At 41.1% G+C, this 20,039-nt stretch carries 14 protein-coding genes; 4 read left to right on the top strand and 10 right to left on the bottom strand.

The features are described 5' to 3' along the window. Positions 1-83: 83 nt before the first annotated feature. A complete protein-coding gene (locus AC2SLL_RS09205; protein WP_486531396.1) occupies positions 84-2,192 on the bottom strand; it encodes a TonB-dependent receptor in 2,109 nt (702 codons plus the stop codon). 179 nt (positions 2,193-2,371) lie between these two features. On the opposite strand from AC2SLL_RS09205, the gene AC2SLL_RS09200 reads away from it, so the two are divergent. Then, positions 2,372-4,570 carry a TonB-dependent receptor family protein gene (locus tag AC2SLL_RS09200; RefSeq protein ID WP_486531395.1) on the top strand — a complete coding sequence of 733 codons (2,199 nt, stop codon included), beginning with the start codon at positions 2,372-2,374 and terminating at the stop codon, positions 4,568-4,570. A 173-nt stretch (positions 4,571-4,743) separates the two neighbouring features. On the opposite strand, the gene AC2SLL_RS09195 is transcribed toward AC2SLL_RS09200, so the two are convergent. The 3 genes from AC2SLL_RS09195 to AC2SLL_RS09185 form a co-directional block, all read right to left on the bottom strand. Next, on the bottom strand, positions 4,744-5,853 hold the full coding sequence (locus tag AC2SLL_RS09195) for a ChuX/HutX family heme-like substrate-binding protein (protein WP_486531394.1): 1,110 nt from the start codon (positions 5,851-5,853) through the stop codon (positions 4,744-4,746). Positions 5,854-5,906: 53 nt separating this feature from the next. Then, positions 5,907-6,098, bottom strand: coding sequence for a TonB-dependent receptor plug domain-containing protein (locus AC2SLL_RS09190; RefSeq protein WP_486531393.1), 192 nt, complete (start codon positions 6,096-6,098; stop codon positions 5,907-5,909). A 677-nt stretch (positions 6,099-6,775) separates the two neighbouring features. After that, positions 6,776-7,192: a hypothetical protein gene (locus tag AC2SLL_RS09185; protein ID WP_486531392.1), complete on the bottom strand. Its 417-nt coding sequence runs from the start codon at positions 7,190-7,192 to the stop codon at positions 6,776-6,778. 512 nt (positions 7,193-7,704) lie between these two features. Here AC2SLL_RS09185 and AC2SLL_RS09180 point away from each other — a divergent pair. Continuing rightward, on the top strand, positions 7,705-8,496 hold the full coding sequence (locus tag AC2SLL_RS09180) for an NAD-dependent deacylase (protein ID WP_486531391.1): 792 nt from the start codon (positions 7,705-7,707) through the stop codon (positions 8,494-8,496). A gap of 136 nt (positions 8,497-8,632) precedes the next feature. Here the strand turns inward: AC2SLL_RS09180 and AC2SLL_RS09175 are convergent, their stop codons facing one another. The 3 genes from AC2SLL_RS09175 to AC2SLL_RS09165 form a co-directional block, all read right to left on the bottom strand. After that, positions 8,633-9,220, bottom strand: a complete 588-nt coding sequence (locus tag AC2SLL_RS09175) for a TPM domain-containing protein (protein WP_486531390.1) — start codon at positions 9,218-9,220, stop codon at positions 8,633-8,635. Between the two features lie 184 nt (positions 9,221-9,404). Further along, entirely contained in the window at positions 9,405-10,592 is a 1,188-nt protein-coding gene (locus tag AC2SLL_RS09170) for a TPM domain-containing protein (protein ID WP_486531389.1), read from the bottom strand. 94 nt (positions 10,593-10,686) lie between these two features. After that, positions 10,687-11,319, bottom strand: coding sequence for a LemA family protein (locus AC2SLL_RS09165; protein ID WP_486531388.1), 633 nt, complete (start codon positions 11,317-11,319; stop codon positions 10,687-10,689). Positions 11,320-11,869: 550 nt separating this feature from the next. Here AC2SLL_RS09165 and AC2SLL_RS09160 point away from each other — a divergent pair. Continuing rightward, a complete protein-coding gene (locus AC2SLL_RS09160; protein ID WP_486531387.1) occupies positions 11,870-13,420 on the top strand; it encodes an alanine/glycine:cation symporter family protein in 1,551 nt (516 codons plus the stop codon). A 312-nt stretch (positions 13,421-13,732) separates the two neighbouring features. Here the strand turns inward: AC2SLL_RS09160 and AC2SLL_RS09155 are convergent, their stop codons facing one another. Next, positions 13,733-14,383, bottom strand: a complete 651-nt coding sequence (locus tag AC2SLL_RS09155) for a fasciclin domain-containing protein (RefSeq protein WP_486531386.1) — start codon at positions 14,381-14,383, stop codon at positions 13,733-13,735. Between the two features lie 276 nt (positions 14,384-14,659). On the opposite strand from AC2SLL_RS09155, the gene metH reads away from it, so the two are divergent. After that, on the top strand, positions 14,660-18,511 hold the full coding sequence (gene metH, locus AC2SLL_RS09150) for a methionine synthase (RefSeq protein WP_486531385.1): 3,852 nt from the start codon (positions 14,660-14,662) through the stop codon (positions 18,509-18,511). A 184-nt stretch (positions 18,512-18,695) separates the two neighbouring features. On the opposite strand, the gene AC2SLL_RS09145 is transcribed toward metH, so the two are convergent. After that, positions 18,696-19,625, bottom strand: coding sequence for an Abi family protein (locus AC2SLL_RS09145; protein WP_486531384.1), 930 nt, complete (start codon positions 19,623-19,625; stop codon positions 18,696-18,698). A gap of 191 nt (positions 19,626-19,816) precedes the next feature. After that, positions 19,817-19,960: a hypothetical protein gene (locus tag AC2SLL_RS09140; RefSeq protein WP_486531383.1), complete on the bottom strand. Its 144-nt coding sequence runs from the start codon at positions 19,958-19,960 to the stop codon at positions 19,817-19,819. Positions 19,961-20,039: the final 79 nt, after the last annotated feature.

Here is a 20,039-nt window from a genome sequence, read left to right as displayed (position 1 = left end):
ACCCTTATAAACAGGCTTATATATTGGAAGACTTTTAGAAGAATTTTGACTTCATTAAGGTCTGCTTAAACCTATAGCCTTTATTAAAATTCATAGTTATAAGTCAATAACCACGTACGCGGTGCGCCCATACCAATTTGATTTTTACCAGCAATGCCATTGGTTGCGCCTAAGGCATATTCTTTATCAAAGGCGTTATTTAGATTTAATTGGATATTGTGTGGGCCGACGCTATAGGCGGTCATCAAATCGACTGTCGTATAGTTATCTAATGTCACTGCCTCGTTATTACCGACATATCGGTCACTAACATAGTTGACGCCGCCGCCTACTCGCCACTGTTCAGTGGGTTGATACGCCGTCCACAGTGAGAACGTATTTTTAGGCACCTCATTGGGTGTTAATCCTGTTTTTTTGTCTTCTGCATCAAGATAGCTATAGCCAACAGAGACGTCCCAGTTATCAGTGATTTTACCCCGTGCCTCAAGCTCTAACCCTTGATGACGAAACTCATCTTTATCGATCACTTCTCGTCGATCGTTGGTTTTAGGCTCTTCTTTATCAATACGATAAACCGAGGCATTTAGCATAATGTTGTCATTGTTCAGATAAGACTTAACGCCCAACTCTTTTAAGTCCGTTTGATATAGTGCGGCAAGGTTAGGATTGATATAAATACCGGAATAAGGCAGCTGCCATGAGCGTGCCACAGTCGCATAGGCTGACGTGGAGTCATTGAAATTATATACCGCACCTGCACGGTAGCTTAATTTATCCTCTTTAAGATCACTATCCTTACCTTTGAAGGTTTGTTCGAGTTTAAAATCGTCATATCGAACATTACCGACTAGTGACCAGTTACCGATATGAAAGACATCTTGTGCAAAAAGACCGACGCTTTGGGTGCTATTATCGCGAAAGGCTGGAAAGCCTGGATTTAGTGTATTGCCATGCTGTGGGTTCAAAATGTCCTTGGAAGGCAAATCTTTTAGCGTTGCCAATGTTAAATCAATATCTATCTTATTAAAGTCGGCGCCAAATAATAGCTCATGGTTATCCAGTTGCCACGCTAGCTCAGACTGAAGGGTGGTCGTGGTTCTTGGGTCATAACCAAAGTTATTGACCGTTTGTGCTACTTTATTGTCAACAATGTCACCCGACGCTTGGCGTGTACCTTTCTGCTCTAATTCAATATGGCTATACGAGGCTCGGTTGGTCAACGTTATATTATCTTTAATATCAAACTCATGGTTAATACTGGCATTCCACGTATCTGACTCTTGGTAATCGTTGTCACTGCCATAATAAGTACTGACAGGCACATCGATAGGCTTTCCGTCTTTGGAGGGTATCCCGCGGTAAGGTACTAAACGTTGATGCATAAAGTCTACCGAGGCATCTACAGTATGCTGCTCATTGGGTTGCCAACGAACTGTCGGTGCAATAAATATATCTTTTGAATCGACTTCATCGACAAATGAGTCACTGCGGCGAACCTCAGCATTCAGCCTTGCATTTACCGTATCTGATAACTTATGTGAGCTGTCTAATCGTCCAACCGCCAATCCATCACTTCCGATTTGCGCCTGTACTTTATCAAACTCTTGACCCGTCGCTTTCTTAGTTATTAAATTAATGATACCGCCGGCACTACCCCGTCCATATAAAGCCCCTGCTGGTCCTTTAACCACTTCAACACGCTCCACATTAGCGAGGCTGCGATAGGACTGCAACTTACCATCATCTCTCATACCATCGCTATAGATATCATTTAAACCATTGAAACCTCGCAATACAAACTCATCACGGCTACCCTCTCCTAATGTATTACTAAGTCCAGCAACACCTTTCATAGCATCCAAAACACGCACTGCACCTCTGTCTTCAAGCTCCGTTTTAGTAACGACTGACACCGATTGCGGCACCTCTAGCCATTCTGTATCCGTTTTGGTGCCTGAGGTTGGGGTATATTCTGCATAACCTTCATATTGCTTACCAACAACCAGAATTGGCTCGAAGGTTGCTGTCGGCACTGAAGTATCTTGAATTTCTGTCGCTAAACTGTCTTGGGCCATTGCATATTGCCCAAGTGGTAGTAGACAACCCGCTGTCATCATGCAAAGCACACGCGGAGTGCGAAGCTTTAGTAGTTGAAATTTCTGAGTAAGAATAACGTATGAAGGTTGTTTCATATATTGCCCATTAATAAATTAAAAGATATTCAAATAGTTAAGAGAACAAAGATATTTAAAACTTTGTAAATGATAATGAAAATCGTTTATAATTACAATATAGTAATGAAAATTAACCTAATTTAGGACTTTATTTTACAAAGAGCCGATTCTTTTACACGTTATTAACAGGAGCTATAATGACCATTCATCCCTCTCGTTCTGCCCTATGTATTGCCATTCTTCTATGTATCCATCAAAACAGTTTTGCTGATATTAGCTCCGAACCTGTATCCAATCTTACTCGTTACTCCAATGTGCTCAATGCCCAAAACGGTCAAAGCAGTCAAAATGATAATGACGTCGTGCCTACGGCGATATTTAATGAAATCACCGTGACTGCTGATATTTTAGGAGACTCAAGTAGCAATGAGGTCAAAGAATTTGCGGGTAATCGAACCGTCCTTGATAAAGCTGATATTCAAAAGACAGCCAGTCATTCAATTGATAGCGCTTTGCAATTTGTACCCGGCGTTAAAGTTCATGATGAAACAGGTACCGGCGTACTTCCCAATATCTCAATCCGAGGGCTGCATGCCAGCCGTAGTGGTCAAGCCCAGTTTTTAATGGATGGCATACCTTTGACGCTTGCGCCCTATAGCCATACAGGACAATCAATTTTTCCTGCTACATTAGACAATATTGAGCGTATGGATGTGGTTCGAGGCGGTGCGGCTACTCAGTATGGCCCCAATAACGTGGGCGGCGTTATTAATCTCATTACTAAGCCTATAGAATCTGGTACTCATAGTGAGCTTTCGAGTGATGTGACTCTTTTTGAAGAAAATGGTAAGCCATTAACCAGCGTGTATGCTCGTCATAGCCGCTGGTTGACCGATGACTTGGGTGTACAAATTGAGGCAAACGGCATTAAAGGCGATAGTTTTAGAGACCACTCAGATACCGAGGTTACCAATGTGCAAGCAAAGGCGCTTTGGTATATTGATGACAATCAAGAACTTGAAGGGTTTTTACAATATTATGATGCAGATACGCAAATGCCGGGAGCATTATCACCTGATGCCTACAAACAAGATGTTGAACAATCCCAGCGACCTCATGAAGCCTATCAAGGTAAATCGACCCGCTGGCATGCCAAATACAAAAACTACTTAAATCTAGGCAATGAGGCCGTACTGGATTTAACCACATTTGGTCATCACGCCACTCGCAACTTTGAATGGGGGTTTAACTCCCAGTTTAAAAACCAAGGCGTCCATTGGGCAGACCCTGCTGTTGCCTCTGACACGCTTAGAACCTCGCCTCGTGAATTTGATGTTTACGGCATTGAACCTAAGTTTTCAATAGACTTTGGAGACCCAGACACTATCAGTCACCATCTCATTAGTGGGGTGCGTTACGTGAATGAGGATGTGGATTATCAATTAAAACAGACTAAATTAGACGATAACACCACTTCTACACCGAGAGACTGGCATCTTGAAACAGATGCGTGGGCCGCTTATGTGAGTGATGAGATGGGCTTTATGGATGATCGGTTAAAAATTACACCAGGTATTCGCTATGAACGTGCCGAAATGGATTTTGAAGATCTAGGCAATGATACTAAAACAGATAACACGGCGACTGAATGGTTACCCGGACTAACTGCCTCTTATGATTTAATCCAATCTAATGACAAGATTTGGACGGTATATGGAAATACTCAAAGGTCGCTTCGTACGCCGCAGATAGCTTATATTCGCGGTAAAGGAGAAGAAGGTAGCGAATTAGCTTGGAACTATGAACTCGGCACACGATACACCACTGACAATCTTCAAGCCAATCTAGGACTGTATCGTATTGACTTTGATGACCAGCTGCAATGGAACAGTGCCGAGCAAAGCTTTGATAATGTCGGACATACCCTACATCAAGGGGTAGAGGCCGCCATAGATTACACCCCAGAACAGTATAAAAATTTAAATGTAGGGCTAAGTTACAACTATTTAGATGCGACTTTGGAAGAAGGAGAGTTTAAGGATAACAAGCTACCCTATAGCTCTAAACATCAACTTGGGTGGCACGCCAGCTATAACAGAGATGACTTAGTTACCACCTTATCTGGCGTCTATTACTCTAAGGCCTATGCTGATAATGCCAATACGACCAAAGAGAGCATCGATGGGGGTAAAGGCGAAATTCCAGATTATATGCTTTGGAATTTAAGCGTCCAGAAAACGATAAAAGAAACCGAAAATGAAAAGTTTGCCCTGCAATTTGGTGTCAATAACCTATTCGATGAAGAGTATTACTTCCGCGGTATCGATACCAGTCCAGTCGGTCGCTATCCTGCGCCAGGTCGTGCTTATAAACTTGGGGTTAATTATCAGTTTTAAATACTAACACTCTAAACGTTAAGAGTCCCCCATAGGTTTTCTCAAAACAGTTGATCCCTGCAATCGCTATAGGCTGATTTATACGAGCTCAAATCTCAAACCCAACCTGATATTCCCCTTATCACTTTGGACAACTGGCAGATTGGGTTTGAGTAGTATAGATTAGCCAGTGACTACTCTACTGACACCCCATTGTCTTTTTCTAATCCCAAAACAATTTTCTGCCAATCTTCACGCTCAGGCTCACCCTCAGCACGCTCACCAAAAAAAGTAATAATGCTGGTACCGTATTCATCAAAACCTTCAACGCAAGTTACTATACCGTCTTTAGTGGGTCGTCTAATACACCATATCTGGTCCAATTTACTATCGTTTAGATGTAGAGTAAAGTCGGTCTCTTTTTTATCTAAAATATTTATCCATTCGCCCATACGCTTTACGTTATGCACTTTTCCAGTTTGAATTTGTACCACACCAGTATTTCCAACAAAGGTCATTAATAGACAATCTTGTTCTTTTACTGCCAACAACATACTCTCAAGGGCTCCTTTGTCTAACTGTGTCGTCATACCTTGTGGGGCTTGACGATAACTACTAGCACGGTCAATATCTAGCTTTTGTAATAAGAAATAGAACTGGTGAATATCCGTTAACTGATTCCATTTTGTCTGTAACTCTACTACCTTATCATCATCTAACGCTTTATATTGCCATAGCGCTTTGCCATTTTCATTTACTGGCTCAAGTGTTAGTTCATCTACTTCTACAGTCGCTTTTTGTACAGAAACAATCTCCTGCCATTTTTGTAAATTCTGTTCTAAAGTATCTCGTAAAAATACTTTATTGATAGCATTGCCATGTTTATCAAAAAATTGAAAGCTATAGGAGGCTAAAGTATTCTTATCTGCCTTACTTTCATCTTTTACCGCTAAAACATGCGCCCATTGATTCATAAAGAAACGCAAGTCAAGTCCACCTACATTGATCGCAAGCCCCATCTTCCCTCCAAGCTTTAAGTTATGATAAAGGCCAATTTTCTCATGTACCGCTAACTTATTACGAACAATGCTTTCAACGTTACCAAACCCTTCTAGCTGCATTAAAACGTCTTTACAGTTGGAGCCAATATACTCACTAAAAGGAGAGGCCAAAACTAACTCAAGCTCACTAACGCCTAGTAAGTTTGCCCCTTCTGTTGGAAATAACATTCGATTATTTGCCTTTTCCAGTTGGTAATTTTTCCAAAGCTCATTATTTTTACTGGTAAGCGATATTGTCGTCATACTTATAACCCCTCATTTTATTTTAGTTTCAAAGCCTTACGAAATCATTAGATTTAAGCGTAGTGTCTCACATGCAATCGAGCATCATAGTATGACGAGAATATTTGATTAATCTGTTGATCAGGTAGATTAACGCCATCTAAGGTCATAGCGACTCGGTTACCATCAACTCCTCGAATGGCATAACCCTTGTTACCATACCGCCCTACTTCAGCCACACTGATTTCAGTATTATTGCGTACCAAATCTTGTTGGCTTTCAATTTAATGATCACTAATATCCTTAGCAGATACTATGTCTTCTGTAGCCTCAGTGGCCTCATCTGATTTTTCAGCTATAACAATAATCTTGTCAAAAATTTGCAACAGGCTTATTGTTTAATTCTGTACCTGTAGCCGCTAAAGCATTTTGCACCATTAGAGTGCTAATCATTAAGCTTTGTAAAGAGCAGCTAAATATTGTATTTTGAGGATTTATCTTTTGAGAGTTTCTCGAGAAGGTTAAGTTTTTGGAAATTCAATGGATTTACGTTTATTACTCATACAAAATATCACTTATTGGTGGCAGATTACTTTATAAGTAATGTTGCTAAAATATGCTTGTTTAGGCGCAGCAACCTCAACCCGTTTAGCGGTAAAGACACACCTCTGTTAAGCAACCTAAAATCAAATCAAACACTTTGTATTGATATAGATAGGTAACCTAGTCCGCAATAACCATGCACCAGTTATGATAGTAAGACGTGATTCTCTCAACCCTTCCCTCTTACCAAAACCGAATCGACTGCATTAATAGCTTTAGCAAGATACCTAAATGTATTTTAAACAAATACAGTGGTATTGATGAGAAGGTGTACACCTTAATACTAAACGGCTAGCTTTAACATGGAAGGTATGATTCAGACATAAAATATTACTCGTCTCTAAAACTTAAGCTCTATCTTTAACTCTTCAGCGCTTGGTATATCATGAAAATTAATAACAATAACCTCACCTAAACGGCGACGACCGATTGCAGCAGTCTTATCCACCGTTAACATAGCAATTTTTTTTGATTGATACTCTATAATCAAATGATGCTGTCTTAAGCTTGTGGTTAATTCAGGAAAATACTTTGATACTCTCTTTTTAAGCTTAACCAGCTTTGCATCAGGTAAATTCTGTAATATCCCTGGCTTACTCTTGAATATAGCCTTGTCTTTGACCTTAACTTTTAATGTAGTCTTATTGCTGCCTTGGGTGTCAGGCTTCGATCTTTTTGAACTTGCAATTACAAATAAAATTAACGCACAGGCAACAATAATGCCAAGTAACATCAGCCCACTATAAGTTTGATTCATATATCCTCCTGAGGTTTACCGTATTCATTTATCCAGTATGACTTATATATCTTAATAAGCGACACTTAGTACTAGTACCTGTATTCACAATTGGCTATTTTTTGCCTAACATAAGCCACTACTTTATTGATATTAGGATGAAATAGAATGACTATTCAACCTGTCAACCTGCGCTTTTTCCTTAATGGTACCTCGTATTGTTTTATTTTTCTAAAAACACCCTAGCTTTAGCTTATTAATACAAGTTGTGAATTAAATAGCTAATATAGAGAATGAGGGTATGATATATTTGATACCCAATTATCTCGATGCCTTTATATCTGTCAACCTTTGTCCACCCCTGTCCACTAATAAGATACCCTGTTAAATATCCTTATACCTAAAGACAGTTATATATAAAGGGATTTTCAATACAGGGGTTACCAATACATATTGTAAAATAGAGTGCGTTAAGTAAAACCAGTATCGAATTTATAGGTAAGTGACTGATTTATAGACAATTGAGTAGATAAATGACTGATAGTATAATGAATGATAATGCAATGAATAACAATACATCTCAACCGATAGACCAAGCAGTAAAATGGCTACGCCAAGCAAATCGCATCTGCATTCTCACAGGTGCAGGTATTTCTGCAGAGAGTGGTATTCCAACATTTAGAGACAAACAAACAGGACTTTGGGAAAACTACCGTGCTGAAGATTTAGCCAATATTGATGCGTTTGAGCGTAATCCTAAAATGGTGTGGTCTTGGTATCAATGGCGTCGTAACTTAGTTAAAGATAAGCGGCCAAACCCTGCACATTATGCCTTAAATGACCTACAACAATGGGCAGATAACCACTCAAAGAAACTTGAGTTAATTACTCAGAATGTTGATGACTTGCACGAACAAGCAGGGAGCCAAGCGACTCATTTGCATGGGCATTTATGGCGCAACAAATGTAGCCAATGTGATACACCTTATACAGATTCTATAGATTATCAGCAATCATCACTTATAAGTTGTAAATTATGTAAGGGTTACATCCGTCCAGATATAGTTTGGTTTGGCGAAATGTTACCGCAAAGCGAGTGGCAACATGCCGAAATTGCCAGTGAAAAATGTGATATTTTCATCAGTATTGGTACATCAAGCTTGGTCTATCCTGCGGCTGGTTTGGCACAACTTGCAAAACAAAATGGTGCTAAAATTATTGAAGTGAATTTAAACCCAACTCAAAGCCCACTTATTGATATTGTTATTGCTGGTAAAGCAGGAGAGGTTTTGCCCAAACTGGTCAATCACATCATCGCAACATGATAAATCATGGGAGAATTAAGCAGAATAATTAAACACTAAACACCAAATAATCAAACCATCAAATAAAGTAAGCATAATCGTTTTCAATAAAAAACGTTTTCAATAAGATATACTAGAACATCCACTTAACAGACTACTATTTTAAAAATACCACTGTATCAGACAATTCATTACCTTCTGGATCGTGCTCTAAGTAATAATGCTGTCTTAGTAATAAACCAATCTCATCGAGTAAGCACGCTAAGCTCTCCTCCATCTTACCTTTAGACATGCCTGCGAGTGCTTTATCACACATTGCCCGCCAAACGGTATGGCTCACTTGAGAATTGATCCCACGGTCTGCTACAATTTCTAGAGCATGTTCGCATACATTAACATATACCAGCACACCCGTATTCTCTTCGGTATCCCATACACGATAAACACTAAATAAATCGATTGCCCGTTCGCGTGCATTAATATGGTAAGCCATATTAATAGGTAAGCTATTTTCAATGACTAAAAACACCTCACCTCGATGCCCCATCTCTGCCTGCGTTACCTTCTGAGTTAAACGGGAACGCACGTCATCTGTTAACCAGCGATTATGAATGATGGGTACAAATTTAGCTTGACGCCACCATCTGGCAAAGCTTGGTTTACTGATGGCGGTATGACCTTCTGCCACATTGGGGTGTGCGACTGAGCTGGTAGATGATGCGTCAGATTTGGCATGATGTTGCATGTCGTCGTACCTCAAAGCTTTTAAGACTAATATAAAGTTTAGGGAGGCTATAGAATTCAAAATAGACAGCATCAGGGTTGAACATTATCCCCTCCCTTATAAATAATGTGAGAAAGTGCGATTATTAAATGTAATTATTATAATTAATAAATTGCAGAATCATTTAAGCGAAATTTTGGTCAGCTTACCACGATCCGCCAGCACCGCCGCCGCCGAAGCCACCGCCACCGCCGCCGAAGCCGCCACCACCAAAACCGCCGCCGCCGAAGCCGCCGCCACTACCACCAAAACCGCCCCCAGGCACAAATACAATACCGCCACCACGGCCACCTTTTCCGCCTTTCCCTCCTTTTCCACCACCAGAGCTACGTGCTGATAGAAACATCCACAAAAATACGGCCATGAAAATCGTCATTAAAATACTACCACCTGTTGCCAATGATATAGCAACAAATCCACCAGTAGCGAATAGTGAGCCTAGAATACGACCAAAAACTGAGGTTAAGAAAATACCACCAATCAAGGCAATAATAAAGGTGCCAAATACAGAGGGAGAATCGGCGTTACTAACCCCACTTTCAGCTCTCTCTTTAGCAATGGCATCAGACTGAGCCAATACTTCAGGATCAGCAACCAACCTTTCCTCTATTCTATTTATGCCTTTAATAAGACCACCAGCGTAGTCGCCTTGTTTAAATGAGGGGGTAATGTCACTATCAATGATACGATTTAGAACCGCATCAGGGAGTACACCTTCAAGCCCATAGCCTGAGAGGATATACATATTGCGATCATTAACCGCTACCAAAATCAATAGGCCATCATCAGTATCGGCTTCACCAAGTTGCCACTTTTCAGCAACTTGCAAACTGTATTGAAAAATATCCATGCCATTTGTGGAGGGCACCGTTACTAAGGCAGCTTGAGCTAAGCCCTGATCATAAAGATGCTTTAAGCGCTGAGTCAGCATTTGCTTCTCTTGAGGGCTAAATATTTCAGCTTGATCCACAACGGGTGCATTGAGAATAAGCTTATCACTATCCACACTTTGCGCTGTAGATTGGCGTGGCGTGGGCTGCGCTGATTCTACTTGATTACTATCTTGGCTATCAGAGCCCATACCTACTGCTTCGCCCAATTGAGGCATGTTATCTCTAATAGCCTCGTTACCAAGAACCGCGTCATTTATGGCTTCATTGTTCTTGCCAACTTGGGCAATCGCAATTAAGTCTTCAGCATTTTGGTTTTGATTCTGGTTAGGCTCATTTTCAGCAAAACTTAAAGGCGTTGCTAAGAGACCTGCAACTATAATAAGCGCAACTTTACGAGCTGCAACTTTACTAGAGAGTACTGAAATTAAGAGTACTGACACCTTTTTTCTTAAGTTTCGCATGTATATCTTGACCACTCGTTTTTGATGATTTTAATTGCAAACTCTAAAGCTGATGACTTTTATAACAAAAGTTCTACTGGGCAGTGGCTTCAGCAGAGTCGCCAAAATCAACTGTCGGTGCTTTAGAAATGGCTGCTTCGTCTTCAACACTAAAGTTAGGCTTAACATCCATGCCAAATACTTTAGCAGTAATATTGGTTGGAAATTGGCGAACCGTCGTGTTGTAGCCTTGCACTTCTTGAATATAACGGTTACGTGCAACAGTAATACGGTTTTCAGTACCTTCTAACTGAGCCTGTAAATCTTGGAACAACTTATCTGATTTAAGCTCTGGATAACGTTCTGAAACAGCCATTAATCGTGACAATGCGCCGGTCATTTCTGCCTGAGCCGCTTGGTAGTTTGCCATCGCTTCAGGGTCATTTAACACCTCTGGGGTTAACTGAATACTACCTGCTCTAGAGCGTGCGGCAGCCACTTCGGTAAATACCTCTTGTTCTTGGTCAGCATATTGCTTAACTACTTTAACTAAATTTGGAACCAAATCATCACGGCGTTGGTATTGGTTGACTACCTCAGACCATGCCGCCGTAACCTGCTCATCTTGCGCTTGTAAGTTATTATAACCACAGCCCGTCAGACTGACAGATGAGATACCTATAACAACGGATAAAAACAATGGTTTTAAAATAGATTGACGTGACATAAACATTTCTCCTAAAATTTAAACATTATAAATATGACTATACAAATAAGTCAGTAATAATTAATTTAATTCAATACTTCATCAATAATCGCATAAAAACTCAATAAAATTATCATATTTAATAATTGCTAAAGTATATTTGTGCCAATTGTACAGTCTTAATGGGATTGACCGCTATTAATACCAATTATTGTTACCTAATTACAACCTTTTATTATGCCAACGAGGTATGAAAAATTTGATAAAAACCACATTTGTAGAGCATAAATAGTGAAAATAATGACAGCAAGCGCAAAAATTAAGCTAGTAATTACTTTTTTTTTATGGCAAATTGCAGTTACTAAGACATACGTTAACGTAACATTTGACTATATATAGTTACATTATAGAGTTAAGCTTATTAAAATGTGTGTCTTAATCATTATTGCTTATTTAATTATTTGAGTGAGAAATTCGTTTAATCAAATAAGCCTTGTATGCATTCTAACCCTTCAAAAAAACTGAGTTAGGAACAAGCATCTCAGTTTTATCTATATTAGGAAGATTCACTATGGAAGGCATTGTTAGTGCTTTAAACAATATTATCTGGAGCCCCGCACTGATCTATCTGTGTCTGGGTGCTGGTTTATTTTACTCAATCATGACGCGGTTTGTACAAGTGCGTCTTTTCAAAGAAATGTTTAGGCTTTTATTCAAAGGTAAACCTGACAATGATGGCATTTCATCATTTCAGGCGTTAGCGGTTTCGTTAGCGGGCCGTGTAGGTATGGGTAACATCGCTGGTGTTGCTGCTGCAATTGGCTTTGGTGGTCCTGGTGCGGTGTTTTGGATGTGGGTTGTTGCCTTCTTAGGTGCTTCTACTGCATACGTTGAATCAACACTCGGTCAAATTTATAAAGAGCGTGATGTTGTCACTGGCGAATACCGTGGTGGCCCAGCTTACTATTTTGAGAAGGCATTGGGTCAAAAATGGTATGGAATTTTATTCGCCATTTCATCGATTATCGCTTGTGGTATCTTCTTGCCTGGCGTACAGGCCAATGGTGTTGTTAATGCCGTTGCGCAGGTAGCTGGTGAAGGTTCTATGATGAACATCATGGGTATGGATGTGGGTTCAACCCGTATTTATGCACTAGGTATTATTCTTGTGGTTCTTGGTTTTATTATCTTCGGTGGTATTAAACGTATTGCTCGATTCACTGAGTATGCTGTTCCGTTTATGGCACTGGGTTATATCATTCTTGCCTTATTGATCATGTTTACCAACTTCAGTAAAGTGCCCGAAGTATTTGGTATGATTATTGGCGATGCATTTACTGCACAAGCAGGCTTTGGTGCAGCTATTGGTTGGGGTGTTAAACGTGGTGTTTACTCTAACGAAGCAGGACAAGGTACAGGCCCTCATGCTGCTGCCGCTGCTGCTGTCGACCATCCTGCACAGCAAGGATTGGTTCAGGCATTCTCAGTTTATGTAGATACCTTATTAGTTTGTTCTGCAACAGCCTTTATGATTCTATCAACCGGTATGTACAACATTCAAGGTAGTTTACCAGACGGCCAATTCATCGTGCAAAATGTTGCCGCCGATACGGCTATTAGCTCTCCCTCATTTACCCAAATGGCAATGGAGTCTGTGTATGGTACTTTCGGTGATTCATTCATCGCAATCGCTGTATTCTTCTTTGCCTTTACCACAATACTCGCCTACTACTATATTGCAGAGGTTAATATTTCATATTTAACTCGCTTTATGGGTAAAGGGGCCAGTAAAGGTGGCTTATTTGCCGTTAAAGTAATTATTATGATTATGGTAGCGTACGGTGCATTAAATACATCGGGTTACATCTGGGGCTTAGGTGATGTGGGTGTTGGTCTAATGGCCTGGTTAAACATTATCGGTATTATCATTGTCTTCTTTGTGGCGCGTCCTGCTCTTGATATTCTTAAAGATTATGAAGCACAGCTGAAAACGGGCGGTGGTACTAGTCACAAACGCTTTGTTTTCAACCCTGCCAAGTTCGGTATCAAGAATGCCACTTACTGGGAAGAACGTCATAAAGAAAAAGAAAGTCTTGATGTTAAGCGTGACGATGTTGTCTAATGTTGTCGAAAGCAACCTCGCAACGCTGTATAACAAGTTGTTTATAATCGCTTTATTATAAACAACTTACAAACAAAGCCCGATACGCTAACATTTAGGTATCGGGCTTTTTGTTGTACGCCAGTTAGACGATTGTAGATTAAAAACTAATAGAAATAGAAACCATTCCAATTGCCCTAATTAAGTGGCTATGAAACCACCAGACTAGGTCGGCATCCTTGGATTCTAAATAATGCCTCAGCCAAGAATTAATCGTAGAATTGATTACAGTATTCATTAGAGAGTACGCCAAAGAATAAATCAAAAATCTCATTAACTAGCAGGAAACATTACCCTATCAATCACATGTACGGTGCCAGTTTTAGTCACAATATTTGGCTTAACAATTGTGACAGTGCGTCCTTTACCATCTAATAAACTCCGTTGAGGAGTTACTGTCAGCTTTTTTTTGCCAATAGTGGATAGCTGACCATAGGGCAACTCGGTTACTAACAAAGGCCCCTTCTCTTTTACCACATGATAAGCCAATATTGACCGTAGTAATGACTTGTTATTAAGTAGCTTTTGTTTGGTAAGGTTGGTTTGACTAAAAAATGCCTCAAACGCCGCATTATTAGGGGCAAAAATGGTATAATCATTACCTGCAAAAGTTATCATACCGGTAAGTCCAGTGCCTTCTAAAACCTCTACTAAAATAGATAAGTCTGGGTTACGCTTCGCCATTTGTATAGCATCTACTGAAGCATATTGGGTAATTACTTGAGTTTGATTGGTTATCAGGCTCTTTTGTTTTGACTCGGTTTGCTGCTTATTGGCATTATTGCTAACCGTGCTGTTAGTAGAGCTGCTACCTCTCATTACTTGAGCGTTATTGCTATTATTGGATGTTTTGAGCGTGCTTTGACACCCCGCAGTAGCTAATAAAGCGATCGTCAGAGGCAATATCGTTAATCTTTTTACCATGCCTAATATCCTCATACCTTTTGTGATATCTTTTATGTCTGTTAATGGGTCCTTTAAAGTTTAATATTCAATTAACGGCGGCTATGTTTTATGCAAAGGCTGACATAGTCTTTAATAATTTAACAGCATCATTCAAAAACGTAAATCACAAGCATAAATCATGACCGATTAATAAATTTGCATTTAAGTACGCTATATCATGATTTGCTAATATAGCATCTAATTGCCTAAAATCTAACCTAATGTACTCCACCCTACTGTATAAGAAATCAACACATGTATTGCTCTCACCCCGAACATAACGAAAAGCTCAATGCCACACTTAGCAACAATGCCAATGTAGATCGAGACCCCTCAGCTGAACTGGTCAAAAAAGGTCACAATCCTGATAACTTCAATCTAGTGCCGCCAGCAGAGTTTCCGTTTAAAGAACAACAGCTAACGTCTCGCCAGCGCATTGAAGCCCAATTGGCTCAGCGTATTTTAATGCTTGATGGCGCAATGGGCACTCAAATCCAGACCTTTGAGCTACAAGAGGCGGATTATCGCGGTAAGAGATTCGCAGATATAGAACAAGATGTACAGGGCAATAATGATTTGCTGGTACTCACTCAGCCAGAGATTATCAAAAACATTCATCGAGACCATCTGGAGGCGGGTGCTGATATCATTGAAACCAATAGTTTTAATGGTACGCAGATTTCTATGGCCGATTATGATATGCAATATCTGGTACCTGAGATTAATCGTGAGGCTGCTAAATTAGCACGAGAAACCGCCGACGAATTTACCGCAAAGAATCCAGATAAGCCTAGATTTGTGGCCGGTGTTATTGGGCCAACGTCTCGTACCTGCTCGTTATCGCCTGATGTCAATGATCCTGCCTTTCGTAATGTAACTTTTGATGAGTTGGTGGATAACTATACAGAGGCGACTTATGCACTAATTGAAGGTGGTGTTGACCTTATTTTGATCGAGACCATTTTTGATACCCTAAACGCCAAAGCGGCTATTTTTGCAGTGACCGGTGTGTTTGAAACCATCGGGTTTGAGTTGCCTATTATGATATCAGGTACGATTACTGATGCGTCTGGACGTACACTATCCGGCCAAACTGCCGAAGCGTTTTATAACTCTATTCGCCATGCCAAACCTTTATCCGTTGGTTTTAACTGTGCCCTAGGCGCCGATGCCCTCAAGCCGCATATTCAAACCTTATCTGATATTGCCGACACTTATGTATCTGCTCACCCTAATGCGGGCTTGCCGAACGAATTTGGCGAATATGATGAAACACCAGAGGAGACCGCTGCCCTACTCGATGGTTTCGGTAAATCAGGACTGCTTAATATCGTTGGAGGCTGTTGTGGTACTCGACCGGAGCATATCAAAGCCATTGCTGACGTGATGCAGCAATATAAGCCTCGTGAAATCCCAACCATTCCCCCTGCCTGCCGTTTGTCTGGCTTAGAGCCCTTTACCATCAATCAAGATAGCTTGTTTGTTAACGTTGGCGAGCGTACCAATGTGACAGGCTCGAAGAAATTCCTACGCCTAATCAAAACAGGCGAATTTACCGAAGCACTAGAAGTCGCCTTAAACCAAGTTGAGGGCGGTGCGCAAATCGTCGATATCAATATGGATGAGGGCATGCTCGACTCCAAAGGGGCGATGATTCACTTCTTAAACTTAGTCGCAGGCGAGCCTGATATTAGCCGTGTACCATTGATGATTGATTCCTCAAAATGGGACATCATTGAAGAGGGCTTAAAACGTACTCAGGGTAAAGCGGTCGTCAACTCAATTTCCTTAAAAGAAGGGTATGAAGAATTTGTCGAACGTGCCAAGCTATGTATGCGCTATGGTGCTGCGGTCATTGTTATGGCATTTGATGAAGAGGGTCAGGCCGATACGTATGAGCGCAAAATCGATATCTGTAAGCGCAGTTATGACATTTTAGTCGATGAAGTTGGCTTCCCTTCTGAAGACATTATCTTTGACCCTAATATCTTTGCGGTCGCAACGGGTATCGTTGAGCACAACAACTACGGCGCTGACTTTATTAATGCCACCAAATGGATCACGGATAACCTTCCTAATGCTATGGTATCAGGGGGCGTGTCAAACGTCTCGTTTAGCTTCCGAGGTAACCCAATTCGTGAAGCCATCAATGCCGTGTTCTTATATCACGCCATTAAGGCGGGCCTTACCATGGGTATCGTCAACCCTGCCATGCTTGAAGTGTACGACGAGATTCCAAAGGAAGCTCGGGATGCCATCGAAGATGTGATGCTCAATCGCAATCAAGGTGACAGCGGACAAGATGCCACCGAACGCTTAATGACCGTCGCCGAAGGCTATGTGGCTGGCGGCAAAAAGAATGATGGCACCGTTGACTTATCGTGGCGTGAGCAGTCAGTTGAAAAACGTATCGAACACGCCCTAGTCAAAGGTATTACCACTTATATTGATGAAGACACGGAAGAAGCTCGACAAAAATATGCGAAACCGCTAGAGGTCATCGAAGGCCCACTCATGGACGGCATGAACGTGGTCGGCGATTTATTCGGTGCGGGTAAAATGTTCCTACCGCAAGTGGTCAAATCCGCCCGTGTTATGAAACGCTCGGTTACGGTGTTAAATCCCTATATCGAAGCTGAAAAAGTCGAAGGCGAGGTTAAAGGTAAGGTGGTCATGGCGACTGTCAAAGGCGACGTACACGATATCGGAAAAAACATCGTCGGCGTGGTACTTGGTTGTAACGGCTATGACGTTGTCGACCTTGGGGTGATGGTGCCTTGCGATAAGATTCTGGACACGGCCATAGCGGAAAAAGCCGATATCATTGGTTTATCTGGGCTGATTACCCCGAGCCTTGATGAAATGGTGTATGTCGCCAAACAAATGCAAGAACGTGGCATGACCCTACCGCTAATGATTGGTGGCGCCACCACTTCTAAAGCCCATACTGCGGTCAAAATCGAACCCCATTATCAAAATGATGCAGTGATTTACGTCACCGATGCCTCCCGCTCTGTCGGTGTCGTCACCAAACTGCTGTCAAAAGAACACCGAGTCGATCTGATTAAAGAGACCCGTGAAGAGTATGAAAAAGTACGTCAACGTCTGGCAAACCGCAAACCTAAAGCAGCCAAACTAAGCTATGCCGAAGCGATTGAACAAGGCTTTCAGTTTAATTGGGCAGACTACACGCCGCCCACACCAAACCAGCAAGGGCAAGTCATCCTAGACGACTACCCTATCGTCAACCTACTGTCTTATATTGACTGGACGCCCTTCTTTATCTCATGGGGCTTGGTCGGTAAATATCCCAAAATCTTTGACGATGATGTGGTCGGCGCCGAGGCCAAAGACCTGTTTGGCAATGCCAAAGAGTTACTTCAACGCTTCATTGATGAGGGATTGGTCACCGCAAAAGGCGTGTTTAAAATCATGCCTGCCAAGCGTACCGATCACGATACAGTGACTGTATATGATAAACCAATATCTGAGGGTGGTAAGCCCACTCATGTGTTCGAGCACTTACGCCAGCAGTCTGACAAAGCAAGCGGCAAACCGAACTTTAGCTTGGCAGACTTTATCTCTCCTTTGGACGATCACACCGACTATTTGGGTGGATTTACGGTCTCTATTGAAGGTGCTCAAGAGCTATCTGACAGCTTTAAGGAAGCGGGTAACGACTACAATGCCATCATGGTTCAAGCATTATGTGACCGCCTTGCAGAAGCCTTTGCTGAGCATCTACATGAATTGATTCGTACTCAATACTGGGGTTATCAACCACAAGAACAGCTGACCAATGAAGAGCTGATTAAAGAAAAATACGTCGGCATCCGCCCTGCCCCGGGCTATCCTGCCTGCCCTGAACACACCGAAAAGGGTAAGCTATTTGATTGGCTCGACACCCAAAACGCCATCGGCACTTATCTGACTGAAAGCTATGCGATGTGGCCGGCGTCTTCGGTCAGTGGCTTCTATTACTCGCATCCTGAAAGTGTGTATTTCAATGTCGGTAAAATTGACCGTGATCAGTTAGAGGACTACGCCAAGCGTAAGGATTGGAATATGCAGACGGCTGAGAAGTGGTTAAATCCGAATTTGGCTTAGGTGTTTGTTGTTCAAATTTAGTAATTGCTAAATAATGCTTGTTTACACCCCTGTCATTAACTATAATAGACCTCAACAGCACCGCCACCTCTACCTAATCTTTCTGGCAACATTGAATTAGGAAATGTGGCGGTTTTCTATTGCCTATTGTCTTGGTTACTACAGATTTAACAAGAAATGAACGTTACCAATCGTTCCAAGAAGTGAACCCTATATCATCTAGTTTGATAGCATTATTTTCTGGTATGGGGAAGTCAAAGAGTAAACTTTCTACTTCATTTTGCCAACTGCTATCAGGTTCAATAACCGTCAACAAGTGCTTCATTATAATCAAATAAAAGAATAACCGTTTATTGTCCGCTGATGACAGCCCTAAAAAGCTACTATCAACTTTTGCAACAACATCTATATTTGTATTCCATAATCTCGAATGGTGTGCACATATGTTGCGAATATAGTTCAATGATTTTAGCCAGCTTTCAAAAAAACCTGCATTATCGACACCGTAACCTTGAGATATTTGCTTTTGTTGTCTGCCTTTTAAACCTGAATACAATACCGATAAGCTACCAAAATCCATTACCTCAACCCCCACCCAAATCGGCAGGTCTTTATAAGTTGCAAGGTGATGTTTGATAAAAGGACTCTTTTTTGAGCGACGTATCTGAGATTCATATTTCTTTAACCACAAGTCATAACTTATTTGTTTGTCTTTACCTTGTACAAAATTTTGGTCAAAGTTGTTTTTATCTAGATGCGCAATAGGGCTAATACGACCAAAGGTGTGAGCAATACTGGTTCTGACAGACATTTCAATAACCTCAAGCGCCTGCAAACACAGTATTCTAAGCTTTTTATCAAAGTTATAAATATTTAAGACATCGCTAAACTTTGTGCTTTCACGAAAATCACTTTTTCTTGAATTGTTAGTCAGTTGTCTAAACGGATACCAATAACCACTTAATCGATAATAATTTACTTGCGATAGGATATGCTTAGCGTGTACCTTATCATCAAATATCATACCTCTATTTTCGAGCAGTTCTATTTGTTGCTTGAGTGAGTGCCAAGGCTTACAGGTTTGTTTTGGGGCTGGGCTTGTTGTTTGTTTCAAGAAAGTTTTTCCAATGAATAGCAAGCTAAAATGCCATCATAGCATTAAACTTTCATTAAGACTTAATTCGTCTAGTTGTGATACAGGAGTTGTCGCATTAGGTTCGTGACACTCTATTAATATTGATTTGCAGGGATAATAGGGTATGAAAGTCGCAAAAGTGGTTAAATCCGAACTTGTAGCTGATCCTGCTATCCGCTTTTATCTTGGCTTGCACAGGGGCGGTCGCTAATAGTAAGGGTTATTCCTGACTCAGCGATAACACCCCTTCTTAAGCGTCCGCAACCCTGTGCTGCACCAAGTATACCCGCTACTATCAGGGCTAGCGGTGACATCGAGTTCTTGCTGGTATTTATCGTGGTTCGGCTTTGGCTATCTTTAAAGCGTGGGTTGTACTTAACGCATCCAAGCTTT

Source organism: Psychrobacter sp. CX97, from assembly GCF_057396285.1.
The sequence above is the reverse complement of the archived record's forward strand: the minus strand, read 5'-3'. Positions and strand labels throughout refer to the sequence as shown.